13 protein-coding genes are annotated in these 13831 nt (G+C 73.1%); 8 read left to right on the plus strand and 5 right to left on the minus strand.

What is annotated here, in order from left to right:
• Positions 1-185 precede the first annotated feature (185 nt).
• Positions 186-1808 (plus strand): helix-turn-helix domain-containing protein, encoded by a 1623-nt coding sequence (locus tag NR073_RS10750; protein WP_069941395.1) that lies wholly within the window; start codon positions 186-188, stop codon positions 1806-1808.
• Positions 1809-1929: 121 nt separating this feature from the next.
• Here NR073_RS10750 and NR073_RS10755 read toward each other — a convergent pair whose 3' ends face one another.
• On the minus strand, positions 1930-3252 hold the full coding sequence (locus NR073_RS10755) for an MFS transporter (RefSeq protein ID WP_256748831.1): 1323 nt from the start codon (positions 3250-3252) through the stop codon (positions 1930-1932).
• Positions 3249-3977 (minus strand): class I SAM-dependent methyltransferase, encoded by a 729-nt coding sequence (locus NR073_RS10760; RefSeq protein WP_036339527.1) that lies wholly within the window; start codon positions 3975-3977, stop codon positions 3249-3251. The genes NR073_RS10755 and NR073_RS10760 overlap by 4 nt, the downstream gene beginning before the upstream one ends.
• Positions 3978-4272: 295 nt before the next feature.
• Between NR073_RS10760 and NR073_RS10765 the strand changes: the two genes are divergently transcribed.
• The 6 genes from NR073_RS10765 to NR073_RS10790 all read left to right on the plus strand — a co-directional run bounded on the left by NR073_RS10765 (position 4273) and on the right by NR073_RS10790 (position 10124).
• Positions 4273-5622, plus strand: coding sequence for an O-acetylhomoserine aminocarboxypropyltransferase/cysteine synthase family protein (locus NR073_RS10765; RefSeq protein ID WP_036339520.1), 1350 nt, complete (start codon positions 4273-4275; stop codon positions 5620-5622).
• A 1-nt stretch (position 5623) separates the two neighbouring features.
• Entirely contained in the window at positions 5624-6928 is a 1305-nt protein-coding gene (locus NR073_RS10770; protein WP_036339517.1) for a cystathionine gamma-synthase, read from the plus strand.
• Positions 6925-7971, plus strand: coding sequence for a DUF1852 domain-containing protein (locus NR073_RS10775; RefSeq protein ID WP_012751106.1), 1047 nt, complete (start codon positions 6925-6927; stop codon positions 7969-7971). The genes NR073_RS10770 and NR073_RS10775 overlap by 4 nt, the downstream gene beginning before the upstream one ends.
• Complete coding sequence (locus NR073_RS10780) at positions 7968-8999, plus strand: methionine synthase (RefSeq protein ID WP_036339515.1); 1032 nt, start codon at positions 7968-7970, stop codon at positions 8997-8999. Before NR073_RS10775 ends, NR073_RS10780 begins: the two co-directional genes overlap by 4 nt.
• A 195-nt stretch (positions 9000-9194) precedes the next feature.
• Positions 9195-9536 carry a luciferase family protein gene (locus NR073_RS10785; protein WP_010080039.1) on the plus strand — a complete coding sequence of 114 codons (342 nt, stop codon included), beginning with the start codon at positions 9195-9197 and terminating at the stop codon, positions 9534-9536.
• Positions 9537-9611: 75 nt separating this feature from the next.
• Positions 9612-10124, plus strand: coding sequence for a helix-turn-helix domain-containing protein (locus NR073_RS10790; protein WP_012751105.1), 513 nt, complete (start codon positions 9612-9614; stop codon positions 10122-10124).
• A gap of 37 nt (positions 10125-10161) precedes the next feature.
• On the opposite strand, the gene lysE is transcribed toward NR073_RS10790, so the two are convergent.
• Positions 10162-10776, minus strand: coding sequence for an L-lysine exporter (lysE, locus tag NR073_RS10795; RefSeq protein ID WP_036339513.1), 615 nt, complete (start codon positions 10774-10776; stop codon positions 10162-10164).
• A 71-nt stretch (positions 10777-10847) separates the two neighbouring features.
• On the opposite strand from lysE, the gene NR073_RS10800 reads away from it, so the two are divergent.
• A complete protein-coding gene (locus tag NR073_RS10800) occupies positions 10848-11723 on the plus strand; it encodes an ArgP/LysG family DNA-binding transcriptional regulator (protein WP_012751104.1) in 876 nt (291 codons plus the stop codon).
• Between the two features lie 24 nt (positions 11724-11747).
• Here the strand turns inward: NR073_RS10800 and NR073_RS10805 are convergent, their stop codons facing one another.
• Together NR073_RS10805 and NR073_RS10810 are read right to left on the minus strand one after the other, a co-directional pair.
• Positions 11748-12818 (minus strand): GNAT family N-acetyltransferase, encoded by a 1071-nt coding sequence (locus NR073_RS10805; RefSeq protein WP_010080043.1) that lies wholly within the window; start codon positions 12816-12818, stop codon positions 11748-11750.
• Between the two features lie 736 nt (positions 12819-13554).
• Positions 13555-13831: integrase core domain-containing protein (locus NR073_RS10810; protein ID WP_256748793.1), on the minus strand; the 277-nt coding region annotated here is incomplete at its 5' end.

Consider the following 13831-nt stretch of genomic DNA (forward strand, 5'->3'; position numbering starts at 1 on the left):
TCATGATTCTTACCGTTCCTCTCGGTACGGCTTACACAGACCATCTGACACGCCCTCCTGCGGGAGAGGCCCACTCGTCTCATCTCAGCCGGCGCCTCGTGGCAAGAACCTCATGACCCACAACACCTAGGCTTCTCGACCGTGATGTGCATCTCAGAGTGGCCGCACGGGCGGGCATAACCGTCATGGTGTCGAATCGCCTCGAGACGGAATCCGGCTGGCGGCGGTCCCGGTTGCACGGGGTGCGCGCAGACGACACGCTGACCACTGCCACTCTCGACGTGCGGGCACGCGCGGCGGCACTCGACCATGCGGTCGCCACCACCCTGGCCGACGTGGCGCGTGATTTCGCCGGCCTTGACCTCTTCCTCTTTGCCTCCGACCGCAGCGGACGACTGATCCGCCTCGTGGGGCCATGGAAATCGGCGTTGGGGGAGCAGATTCGGCGGCGGGGGCTGGATGTGGGGGTCTGCCTGGCCGAGGAGGCGGCGGGGTTCAACGGGATCGGCGCCGCCCTTGAGCTGGGCCGAGGCGTCGCCGTCGACGGGGAGGAGCACTATCTCGACGCGTTCCGGGCCTTCTCCTGCTTCGGGGTGCCCCTCGCGCATCCGGGCGTCGGGCGCGTCCATGGGGCGCTCAGCGTGGTGACGTTCGCCGGGGCGACGCCGACGCTCGTGGAGGGCCTGGCCCGGCACCTCGGACGACAGATTGAGCAGGCGCTAGGCGCGGCCACGTACGCAGACGAGTTGCGGCTTCTGACGGAGTTCCGCCGCCTCACCCGGGGCCGGGGTAGTGCCGTGGTGGGCGTGGGTGAGGAGTCGATCCTCCTGAATGCCGCGGCGGAGCGGTTGGTGCGGTGTCTCGACGGATCGGAGCTGCGGGCCCTGGCGGTGCGAGCGCGGCGGGGGGAGCTCGACGGTGGCGATGTGGGCGTGGCGGGGGGCTTCAGCGTCGCGGACGTGTCCGAGGCGTCTGGCATGACCCTGATGCGGTTGGAGAGGGCCGCGACGGAAACCACGCCGCGTCCCACGCCGGGGGCGGGGCGCGGGACCTGGGCTCCGGCCGTCGAAGCGGCCCGCGAGGCACGGGGCTCGGTGAGCGTGATCGGGGAGCCCGGCTCCGGCCGCACGGCGGCCGCCCGGAGGATCGCTGGCCCCGACGCCGTCATACTCGAGGTCGGCCGCGCCCAGACCCCCGAGGACACGACCTGGCTACGGGGGCTCGAGGCCCTCGTGCGGCGGCCCGGCCCGCCGGTGGTGGTTGACGACGTCGACGCGCTGGAACCTCGGCTCTTGCCAGGACTGAGACGAGCCCTCCGACAGGGGCGGTGCCGGATTGTCATGACCGCCCAGGTGCAGCCGACGACCGATGTCTCGGCCGTGCTCGCGTTGACGGAGCATCGCGTCCAGCTCTCGCCGCTGCGCCGTCGGCTCGCCGAGTTCCCGGCGTTGCTGGCGGCTATGGCGGCCCAGGTGCACGGCGCCTCGGCGCCGATGTTCTCCCCGGAGGCCGTGCGCGTCCTGGCGCAGCAGCACTGGCCGGGCAACCTGGTCGAGCTGGAGTACGTCGTGGGCCGTGTTGGGCGGAGGGCTGGGGGCGGCCGTGTGACGGTGGCTGAGCTGCCCGCATCACACCGTGGGGAAGGGACTGTCCCCCTCCTGGGCCTCGAACGGGCCGAGCGGGAGGCGATCATCGACGCATTGGAGTCGGCCGGCGGCAATAAGGTGCGGGCCGCCGCCGCGCTCGGGGTGAGCCGGGCGACGCTCTACCGCCGCCTGCGCACCCTGCGCATCACGCAGGAAGGCTGAGCGGGGCCAGCCGGGTGCCGGGCTGGACGCGCGGCGGGGTGGTCCCGCGCCGGGCCGACGTTCTCTACGCGGGTCGTCCTTATTCCGGACGGCCCGCGCAAGGAGCATCGGTCGCGCGGATTCAGCGCTCAGCCGTCCTCGGCCCGAGATGTCGCGCGGCCGGCACGACGGCGGCCAGCGAGACCACCGCCAGGACCTGCCACCCCGCGAGCGCCCAGCCGACCCCGAGCGTCGCCCCGAGCGCACCTCCCGCGAGGGTCGCCAGCGGCACGGAGCCCCGGGTGAGGGTGCGGCGCATCGCGGTGACCCGCCCGAGTGTGCCCTCGGGGCAGGCGCGGGCGGTCACGGCGGCCTGGGTGATGTTCCCGAGCAGGACCATGAACCCCCAGAGGGCGGCGCCGGCCAGCAGCCACGGCCCGGCATGAGCGCGGTCGGCGTAGGCCAGCAGGTGCAGCCCCACGGCCACGGCGCAGCCGACCGAGCCGAGGAGGATGCACCGGCGCTCGCCCAGGCGGTCGATGGCCCGGCCCGCCAGGGACGAGGCCGCCAGTGCCCCGACCGCACCGGCGGTGATCTGGACGCCCAGGAACTCCGGCCCGAGCCGCAGGTCGGTCAGGATCCAGACCGCCTCGACCGGGGCGAAGAGGGCCATGCCCACGTTGGCGGCCACCGACCCCATCGTCAGCAGCCACAGGACCGGGGTGCGCCGCAGCACCGTCCACCCCTCCGCGGCGTCCTTCCCGAACCGGGCCCAGCGGGACAGGACGTCCGCGACGCCGGGGTCCCCGTCGTCGTCCGGAATGTCCACCGCGGCGGAGGGCCGCAGCCGTACCCGGAGCGCGACGATCGCCGCCGCGAAGAGGAACGCCGTCGCGATGCCGAGCACGGGTCCCGCGCCCAGCGACCCGACGAGGACGCCCGCCGCGGCGGGCACGATCAACACGAGGGCGGCGTCGGCGGACTCGAGCCGCGCCGTCAGGCGGGCGACGGCGGTGGCCGGCACGACGCGCGGCACGAGCGCGGTCTGGGTGGTCTCGGCCAGCACCGTGAGCACGCCCAGCAGGGCCATGACGGCGGCGAGGTGACCGAACGTGAGCGCGTCGAACGCCCACGCCACGACGAGCGAGCCGAGCACCGCCGCCTTGGCGAGGCCGGTGGCCGCGAGCAGCCGCGGGCTGAGGTGCCGGTCCACCACGATGCCGATGGGCACGCCGAGCAGGAGGAATCCCAACCCGGAGAGCGTCATCAGCACGCCCATGCCGTCGGCGCCCACGCCGAGCAGGAGCACCGCCAGGACGTCCAGGGCGACGTCCGTGGCGGACCGGCCACCCGCGTCGAGGGCGTTGGAGGCGACCAGCCACCGCGCCCGTCCTTCCGGCGGCGGGGGCGTCTCAGCGTCAGGGGTGCGGGGGGCAGGCGTCTGACGACGCGGGTCCGTGCTCACCGCCACACGTGGAGCAGGTAGCCGTAGCTCAGCGACGTCGTTGCGGGGTGCTCGGCGAGCCACGCGTCGGCGACCCCTCGCTCGAACTCCAGCCGCAGGACGGCCTCGAGGTCGGCGCGGGAGTCGAAGGTCCACGAGCTCATGACCTCGCGGGTCTGGGCCCCGACGCCGGCCCACCACTCGCGGGCGTACGTGTCCTGGCCCTGCGCCGCGGCGTTCGTGCTCGCCCGCAGCAGCTCGGCGAACTGGCCGCGCTCGGTGTCGTTGTCGATCACCACGAGCGCGCCGCCGGGCCGCAGCACCCGGGCGACCTCGTCCAGGCCGGGTCGGACGTCCCAGCGCGGGTGCGGGAAGAAGTACGCGAACCGGGCATGCACGACGTCGACGCTCGCCTCCGGCAGCGGGATCTGCTCGGCCGAGCCGTACAGCACGCGCGCCCCGCCGGGGCGGGCGCGGGCGGCCCCCAGCAGGCGCACGTCCGGCTCGACGGCGATCGTCTCGGCCGCGTCGGCGTAGCGGGGCAGCCAGAAGCCGGTGCCCGCACCGAGGTCGAGCAGCGTCCGCCCGGCCCAAGGCGCCGCCTCCTGCAGCGCCGCCCAGAGGGCGCCCTCACGGTCCATGGCCGCGTTCTCTATCTCGTACAGCGCCGGGTCCACGCCCTGGTTGCCCGAGGGACGGAAGTCGGGCAGGCCCGTGGCCGGTCCGCCCGGTGTGCTCTGCGTCATGCCCGGGAGTCTGACACACCCCCCCTCCACGCCGGTCCGTCACACGGGTCTGCCACGGCCCGCCGCGCCCCGGAGAGGCTCCGGCCGGTCCTGGATGGCGCGGTGGCGGCTCATGTGACGCGCGAGCCGGCCGCCCGCTGGACTCGCGGCGGCCCACCGCGTGGGATGGGCTCACCACCCATCCAGAGCGGCCGAGAGATCTGGCTCGACGACGCCGCAGCAACCCGCCCGCCGGACCCGGACCCCCGGGAACGGCAGGCCCGGTGCTACCGCCAGGACCGATGGAGGAGAGCAGATGCCCCGTCACGCCACACAGCAAGTCCACGCCGGCTACGAGCCCGCCGCACCCCACCGGCCGGTCGTCCCGCCCATCCACCAGACCACGGCGTTCCGTTTCCCGGACCACGCCACGGCGGCATCGATGTTCCGGCTCGAGACCCCCGGCTTCACCTACAGCCGCACGGGCAACCCGACCGTCGCGGTGTTCGAGAACCGCCTCGCCGCACTGGAGGGCGGCATCGGCGCGATCGCCACGGCCACCGGCCAGGCCGCCGTCGCGCTGTCCCTGCTGGCGCTGCTGCAGGGCGACAAGCACCTGGTCGCCTCCAGCCAGCTCTACGGGGGCACCGTCGACCTGCTGACGGACACGTTCGCGGACTTCGGCATCGAGGTCACCTTCGCGGACCCGGCGGACCCGCCCGCGTGGGCCGCCGCGGTCCGGCCCGACACGCGCGCGTTCTTCCTCGAGGCCATCACCAACCCGCTCGCCACCCTCCCGGACCTGCCGGCGCTCGCGGACCTCGCCCACGCGGCCGGTGTGCCCGTGGTGGTGGACAGCACCCTCGCGACGCCGGCCCTCTACCGGCCGCTGGAGCACGGCGCCGACGTCGTCGTGCACTCGGCCACCAAGTTCCTCGGCGGGCACGGCGCGGTGCTCGGCGGCGCGATCGTGGACGGCGGCACGTTCGACTACGGCGCGGCGCCGGACCGGTGGCCGCAGCTGGCCCGGCCCAAGGCCCGCTACGGCGGGCAGACGCTGGTCGAGCGGCACGGCCGCGGCGCCTACCTGACGCTGGCCCGCAGCAAGTTCCTGCACGACCTCGGCCCCACCCTCGCCCCCGCGAGCGCGGCGCAGTTCATCCAGGGGCTCGAGACGCTCGACCTGCGCGTGGCCCGCCACACCGCCACCGCCCTCGCCGTGGCCGAACACCTGGCCGGGCACCCCGCCGTCGCGCGGGTGCACCACCCCGGCGTGGCCGGGCATCCCAGCGCGGTGCTGGCCGCCCGCGACTTCCCGGACGGCGTCGGCTCGGTGTTCTCCTTCGACCTGGCCTGCGGCCCCGAGGCCGTGGCCCCGTTCCTCGACGCGCTCGAGCTGTTCCAGCTGGTGGTCAACGTCGGCGACGCCCGGTCCCTCGTCTCCCACCCGGCGACCATGACGCACTGTCGCCTGACGCAGCAGCAGCGCGAGGACGCCGGGATCGCCGAGACCACCGTCCGGCTCTCCATCGGGCTGGAGTGTCCCGACGACCTGATCGCAGACCTGGACCGTGCCCTGGCCGTGGTGACCGCCGCCGGGCCGGCCGTCCCCGCCACCACGCCCGCCGTCCCCGAGACCGCCGCCGTCACCCAGGAGGTGCGCTGAGATGACCGCCGTCCACCACACCACCCGCTCCGTGTCCCGTCCCGCCGTCCGCGGCTTCACCACCACCGCCGTGCACGCCGGGCAGGAGCCCGACCCGCTGACCGGCGCCGTGGTGCCGCCGATCTACCAGACCAGCACCTTCGTGCAGGACGGCATCAACGTGCTGCGCGCCGGGCATGAGTACAGCCGCGGCTCCAACCCGACCCGGAACGGCTTCGAGACCCAGCTCGCCGCCCTCGAGCACGGCGACCGGGCGTTCGCGTTCGCCTCCGGGCTCGCCGCCGAGGACGCCCTCCTGCGGGCCGTGCTGCGCCCCGGTGACCACATCGTGCTGGGCGGCGACGGCTACGGCGGCACCCACCGCCTCATCACCACCGTCCTCGAGCCGTGGGGTGTGTCCAACACCCCCGTGGACATCACCGACCCGACGGCGGTCGCCGCGGCCGTCCGTCCCGGCCGCACCGCGCTGCTGTGGGTGGAGACGCCCTCCAACCCGCTGCTCGGCATCGCGGACCTGGCCGCCTGGGCGCAGATCGCCCACGACGCCGGCGCGCTGCTGGTCGTGGACAACACGTTCGCTTCGCCCTACCTCCAGCGGCCCCTCGACCTCGGCGCGGACGTGGTGGTGCACTCCACCACCAAGTACATCGGCGGGCACTCGGACGTGCTCGGCGGCGCCGTGGTGGTGGCCGACCGCGAGTTCCGCGGCCGGGCGCTGGCCGAGGCGGTGGCCTACCAGCAGTTCGCCGCCGGTGCGGTCGCCGGCCCGCAGGACTCCTACCTCGCCGCCCGCGGCCTCAAGACGCTCGGCCTGCGCATGGACCGGCACGGCGCCAACGCCGCCGCGCTCGCGGACTGGCTGCAGGGCCGCCCCGAGGTCGCCCAGGTCTTCTACCCCGGGCTGCCCGACCACCCGGGCCATGCACTCGCCGCGCGGCAGATGGACGGCTTCGGCGGGATCGTCTCCATCCGGTTGGCCGGGGGAGAGGCCGCGGCCCGCGCCTTCGCCGAGGCCACCGAGCTGTTCGCGCTCTCGGTCAGCCTCGGCGGGGTCGAATCGCTGCTCTGCTACTCCTCCGAGATGACCCACGCCTCCGTGCGGGGCACGCCCCTGGCCGTCCCCACGGACCTGGTCCGGCTCTCCGTCGGCATCGAGGACGTGGCCGACCTGCAGGCGGACCTCGAGGCGGGCCTCGAGTGCGCCGCACGCGTCGCCGCCGGCCGCGGGGCGCCGTCGTCGTCCACGGTGCCCCGTCCCGCCCACCACCGCACCACCCGCGCCCGCACTCCGGAGAGGACCCGATGAGCCACGCCACCCTTGTCCCGAGCACCGTGCCCACCCGCGTGGACGACCTGACGTTCAGCATCCACACCACGCCGTTCGACGAGGACTACACGCCCGCCGCCAGCACGCGCGCCACCACGAACTTCGCGAACCTCGCCCGCGGCGCGGACCGGCGGGAGAACCTGCGCGCCGCCCTGGCCATGATCGACGGGCGCCTCAACGACCTCGCCCCCTGGGACAACCCGGAGCGGGACCGCTACACGGCACGGATCGAGATCGTCTCGATCGACGTGCACTTCACCGCCGACGACGGCGCAGACGTCGACTTCCCGCTCATGGAGATGCTCGACGTGCGGGTGGTCGAGCGCGCGACGGGCGCCGTGCTCGGCCGCAGTGTGGGGAACAACTTCTCCTCCTACGTCCGCGACCACGACTTCTCCGTGGTGCTGCCCGCGCACGCGGCGACGTCGCCGGGGACCGAGGAGCCCGACGGCTTCGGCGACCTGCACGGGCGGCTGTTCCGGCACCTGCTCGACTCGCAGGCGTACCGGGATCGGTTCCCGCAGCCGCCCGTGATCTGCATCAGCGTGTCCACGAGCCGCACCTACCGGCGGCTGACGAACGAGCACCCGGTGCTCGGGGTCGAATACCGCCAGGACGAAGCCTCCCGCACGGACCGCTACTTCGGCCGGATGGGCCTGGGGATCCGGTGCTTCCTGCCGCGCGGGGCCGTGGCGCCGCTGGCGTTCTACTCGCGGGGCGACCTGCTCAACGACCACGCGAACCTCTCCCTGGCCGGGCTGATCGCCACCATGGAGACCTTCCAGCGGATCTACCGGCCGGAGATCTACAACGCGAACGCCGGGGCCGGCGAGGTGTACCGGCCGCGCCTGGACCACGGCGACTTCTCGCAGACCCGGATCGCCTACGACCGCGAGGAGCGGGCCCGCCTCGGCCGGGAGCAGGGGGAGTACACGCAGGAGCACTTCGTGGGCCCGCACCGCGACCTGCTGGAGCGCTGGGCCGCCGCCCACGCCGCACGAGACACCGAGGAGACCCGATGACCACCCTGATCCCCACCGCCCTCGTCGGCAGCCTGCCGAAGCCCGGCTGGCTCGCCGAGGAGGAGACGCTCTGGTCGCCCTGGAAGCTCGAGGGGGAGCAGCTGCGCGAGGGCCAGCTCGACGCGCTCGCCCTCGCCGTGGCCGACCAGGAGCGCGCGGGCGTCGACATCGTCTGCGACGGCGAGCAGACCCGCCAGCACTTCGTCACCACGTTCATCGAGCACCTCGGCGGCGTGGACTTCGACCGGCGTGAGACGGTGCGGATCCGCGACCGGTACGACGCGAGCGTGCCGACCGTCGTCGGGGAGGTGGGCCGACCGGCGCCGGTGTTCGTGGACGACGCGAAGGCCCTGCGCGCGCGGACGGACCGGCCCATCAAGTGGACCCTGCCCGGGCCGATGACCATGATCGACACCCTCGCCGACCGCCACTACGGCAGCCGCGAGAAGCTCGCGTGGGAGTTCGCGCGCATCCTCAACGAGGAGGCGCGGGAGCTGGCGGCGGTGGGCGTCGACGTCGTGCAGTTCGACGAGCCCGCGTTCAACGTGTTCTTCGACGACGTCCGCGACTGGGGCGTGGCGACGCTCGAGCGTGCGGCCGAGAGCCTGACGTGTGAGACGGCCGTGCACATCTGCTACGGCTACGGGATCAAGGCGAACAACGACTGGAAGGCCACGCTCGGGGAGGAGTGGCGCCAGTACGAGACGTCGTTCCCCCTGCTGCGCGAGTCCACGATCGACACGATCGCCCTGGAGCGGCACCACTCCCGGGTGCCGGCGGAGCTCATCGGCCTGCTGCGCGGCAAGAAGGTGATGGTCGGCGCGATCGACGTGGCGAGCGACGAGATCGAGACGCCCGAGGAGGTCGCGGCGACCCTCCGGGAGACCCTCGAGTTCGTGGACGCGGACAAGCTGATCGCGAGCACCAACTGCGGCATGGCGCCGCTGGCTCGCTCGGTGGCGCGGGACAAGACGGCGGCGCTCGTGGCCGGTGCCCGGCTCCTCCGGGAGGAGCTGGGCGGGGAGTGAGGGGGCCTGGTGGCCTTGCCTGGCCGGCGGGGCCCCGTCTGGATCGTCTGCATGGATCCTGATGCGAGCCCCCGTGTCCGGCTCACCGCTGACGATCCCCGGCCGGGCGGTCGTCCCGCGACGTCGACCGAGGGGCCCCACCGACAGCTTGATCAGCGATCATCGCCGGAGCTGTGGGGCCGTCTGGTCGCTGCGGTGTTCGCCCTCGACGGCGTCGAGGAGGGCCACAGCACCGTCTCGCCAGCAACGTCGCGCGCCGTCCACCTGACAGGCCGGCCGGAGGAGCGCACCCCGGAGGTCAACCTCTCACCAGGCCGGCGCTGGGAGCCGGTGCACCTGCATGGGGTGGACGACACGTCAGTGCACCTCGTCCTGGCGCCCGAGCGCGGCGTCCGTCTGGCCGAGCTCGGATGGCTCGAACCGCATGGCTACGCGGACTTCGGCACGGAGTGGATGCTCTACGGTCCGCGGGACGAGGCAGAGCTGGCAGTCGTCGTCGGGATCATCGAGGAGTCGCTCGCCTACGCGCGCGGTTGACGCAGCGCCCCGGAGCGGGGAAGCGGACGCGAGAGGAAACTGCGAATTTTTCGTTTTCGCGGGTAGTCTTGTTCCATGACTGCGACGGTGAATGACAAGCACACGGTGCTGCCGCCGACGGACCTCGAGGAGATGCTCGACGTCGGCAGGTTCCTCGACGGCCTGACGCAGCCGGCCGCCCTGGTCGGCCCTGATGGGCAGAAGGTCCCCCTGCCGCCAGAGGCTTTCAACGTCCTGCGGGACGTCGTCGAGGCGATGCGGGTGGGCAAGGCCATCACGGTGGCACCCGTCGACCAGCTGCTCACGACACAGGAGGCGGCGAACTTCCTCGGCATCAGTCGTCCCACGCTGGTGAGGCTGCTCGAGGAGGGCGCGTTGCCGTACGAGAGGACGACCGGTGGTCGGCACCGACGCATCCGGCTCCAAGACGTCGTGTCCTATCAGCAGCGGAAACGCGGGGAGCGGCGTGCCTCGCTGAGCGACCTCGTAGGGGAGGCCTCGCCTGCGGGGCTCTACGACCAGAAGGCGGAGTCCTACCGCGAAGCGTTGCGTCAGGCTCGCGCCGACCTCCGGGGTGAGCGCGGGTAGTGGCTCGTGCCGGAGGCGCGCTCCGGCGTCTGCCGGCTCAGTCCCACACGTCGGAACCGGCGATGAGCCGGACCGCGAGCACCGCCATGACCACCGCGATCACCACGTCCACCACGCGCCACGCCTTCGGGTCGGCGAGCACCCGGGCCAGCAGGCGCGCGCCGTAGCCGAGCGCGGTGAACCACAGGACCGAGGCGGCGACGGCGCCGGCGGCGAAGACCCACCGCGCGTCGGGGCCGTGCTGGTTGGCGAGGCTGCCCAGCAGCACCACGGTGTCCAGGTAGACGTGCGGGTTGAGCCAGGTCAGCGCGAGCGTGGTGGCGATGACCGAACCCGCGGTGCGCGGCGCCTGCTCGGCCATGAGCCCCTGCGGGCGCAGCGCGGCACGCAGGGAGGAGACCGCGAACCAGAGCAGGTACAGGGCACCGCCCCAGCGCAGCACCTCGAGCAGCCACGGCACGGCCTGCACGAGCGCGCCCACCCCGGCGGTGCCGGCCAGGATCAGCACGGCGTCCGAGGCCATGCACACCAGCACGACGGCGCCCACATGCTCTCGGCGCACGCCCTGGCGGAGCACGAAGGCGTTCTGGGCGCCGATGGCGACGATGAGGGCGAGTCCGGTGAGCAGGCCGGTGCCGGCGAGGGTCCACATGGGTGAGGACGCTAGAGCCCGGCCGGGCCTGAGCCAAACGAAGAGAACTGCAGGTGCCTAAGCTCTACTTCATGAACCTGGATCAGCTGCAGGCGCTACGTGCGATCGCCGACGAGGGCTCGTTCGAAGCGGCCGCGTACGAGCTCGGCGTCAGCGCCTCCGCGGTCAGCCAGCGCATCCGCGCCCTGGAGCGGGAGGTGGGCCAGGTGCTGCTCCGGCGCGGCACACCCTGCGAGCCGACCGAGGCCGGCATCGGCCTGGTGCGCGTGGCCCGGCACATGCGGGTGCTCGAACAGGAGGCGTGGGCCGGGCTGGGCCGCACGGCGGCCGGGCGCAGCGTCACCTCCCTGGCCGTGCCCGCCGACGTGCTGGGCACGTGGTTCGGGCCCGTCCTGGCCGAGGCCGCCGACTGGGACGACACGGTCCTGGACCTGCACGTCGAGGACCAGGACCACAGCGCCCGGCTGCTGCGCCGGGGCGAGGTGCTGGCCGCCGTCACCACGGAGCCGCAGCCGGTGCAGGGGTGTGCGGCGGAGCCGCTGGGGAGCATGCGCTACGTCCCGCTCGCCTCGCCCGCCCTGCTCGCCCGGCACGCGGCGGGCGACGTCGTCGACCTCGGCGCGATGCCCATGATGCGCTACAACGCGAAGGACGACCTGCAGCGCCTCGCGCTGAGCGGCGCCGGGCTGGACGTCGCCCCGCCCACGCACCTGGCGCCGTCGTTCGACGGGTTCCACCGGTCCGTCCGGGCCGGCCTGGGGTGGGGGATGCTCGTGGACGCCCAGGCCGTCGAGGACGTGCGCGCCGGCCGGCTGGTCCGCGTGCCCGGGCTCGACGACGTCCTCGTGCCCCTGTACTGGCAGGCGGCCACACTGCCCGTGACGCGCCTGGTGCGGCTCACGCGGGCGGTGCGGGAGGCGGCCCAGCGGACGCTCGAGCGGGGGTGAGGCGGCGCCGCGGGTCGCGGGCCGTCAGCGACGTCGCAGCGGTGCCGGCGCTTCCATGGACGCCTCGGCCAGCACGGGCCGGAAGCCCAGCGCCTCGTTGACGTCGAGCATGTGCCGGTTCTCCTCGGCGTTCCACGTGATGATCGCGCGGGCCCCGGGCAGCGCGTCGCGCACGGCGATGAGGTTCGCCGCCTTCACGCGCATGCCGAGGCGGTGGCCGCGGTGCTCGGGCAGCACGATGGTGTCCCACTGGTCGATGAGCCCGTCCGGGCGCGAGCGGGGCGCCACCAGCTCGCTCAGGGCAACGATCCGACCGGTGGCGCGGTGCCGCGCCACCGCGCGGAAGAGGCGCCCGGTCGTGAGGATCTGCTCGTCCATGCGACGCACGCGGGCCGCGTCCCACACCTGCTCCACCACGGTGCGTTCCCCGGAGGGCACGTCCGTGGCCATGCGGGCCTTGAGGACGGCAAGGTCGTCCTGCAGGGACGCGTCGGCCGCGCCCTCCCAGGCGTGGAGCTCGTAGTCCGACGAGACGCGTTCGGCCTCGGCCAGGGCGACGGCGGGGTCGATCCCCGGATCGGCGAAGTCATACCGGCTCACCCGCTCGATCTGGACGAGCGCGAAGCCGTAGGACTGGGCGAGACGCACACCCGGATGTTCGGCGGACACCGCGCCGGCGCCGTTGGGCGGGGTGAGCGTCCGTTGCCCGGCCACCGGCCGCGGCGTCAGCGGCCAGGTCTCGAAACGGGTGAGGCCGGCGGTGTCCAGGACGAGCCGCTCGGCCAGTGCCCGGCCGTGGCCGCGTCCGCGGTGCCGCGGGTGGACGTAGACGTTGAGGGCGGCCGCGTCAGGGTCGTCGACCTGGTTGATCAGGACGCGGGCGTAGCCGACCGCCTCGCCGTCGACGTACGCCAGGTAGCGGCGCAGCGTGTGGTCGGTCTCGGCGGCGGCCTGGATGAGCGCGTCCGTGGGGGTCTCGTCCCACTCGGTCGTGCCGATCAGTTCGTGGTTGTACTCGTCTCCGAGCTGGCAGTAGGCCCGCCAGTGGGGGTCGTCCGACGAGACGGGCAGGGGGAATTCGATGATGTCAGGCATGCGGTGACTGCTTTCTGAAGAAAGGGGTGGGCGCAGAGGCACCCGTCGAGCCGTGCTCGAGACGGGCGCGCGGGGAGGCCGGTGGTGGGTCGTCGGACCCACGGCGTCACTGCTGCTGCATCATGGGGTGAACTGTGTCACGATGCGGATCGGTGGGCAAGGGCCTTTGCTGTCGAGATGCAGGCAAGGTTCCACACGACGCGCGGTGGACTCTTCGCGTATCGGGCGGGATCCGGTCGGCGTGACACTGGGTGTCCAGGTGGGCGCCCCCGCGCACCCCAGGGCTCGCTCGAAACGTACGGACGGCTGCCGCTCTAGCGGGTTGGTTGTGGCGAGCCGTGCGGCGGGCGGGCAGGGCCGGAGGTGGCGCACACGGCGCATGGCGGGGCCCCTCGTCACTAACGACCGATTTAGCCGGATGAGCGTGCTCTGATCGACCGGACATCCTCAACCAGGCGGCTCGCCTGGTCGTGATCGTCCACTACGACGTTGAAGAGCGACCCGTCACGGGTCCGGATCGTGACGCGGGCCCGACCGCCGTTGTTGATGCGGACCCCGCCGGGGGCTGAAGCGCGGCCCGTGACGAACCAGTTGAGGAGTCCGTGGTTCATGCCGTCATCACTGGCTGAAGTGATGTCGGAGATCTCCGAGACGGGAATCGCTCGCCTGCAGAACGGCGCGTGAATCCGCACCTCTGGCGTCGGACCCTCAGGGACGTCGACAGTGATTCGAGCCCCTAGGTGTAGGAGGGCATGACGTTGTTGACTCGGGCCGGGGCCAACGAGGCCGGAGGGGCGTCCCCGCAGGAGGTATGAGGCCGATGGTAGTTGTAGTGGTTCACCCACACGGCCAGCGCCTCACGCCGAGCTGTCTCTGAGGTATACGGGCGGGCGTAGAGGACCTCATCGACCATCAGCCGGTTGTACCGTTCGACCTTCCCGTTATGGCGCGGGGTGTAGGGGCGGATCCGGTGGTGCCGGCCCCCGAGCGAGACCACCTTGGCGGTGAAGTCC

Source organism: Micrococcus sp. Mcc28 (assembly GCF_024519775.1).
Lineage (GTDB): Bacteria > Actinomycetota > Actinomycetes > Actinomycetales > Micrococcaceae > Micrococcus > Micrococcus luteus.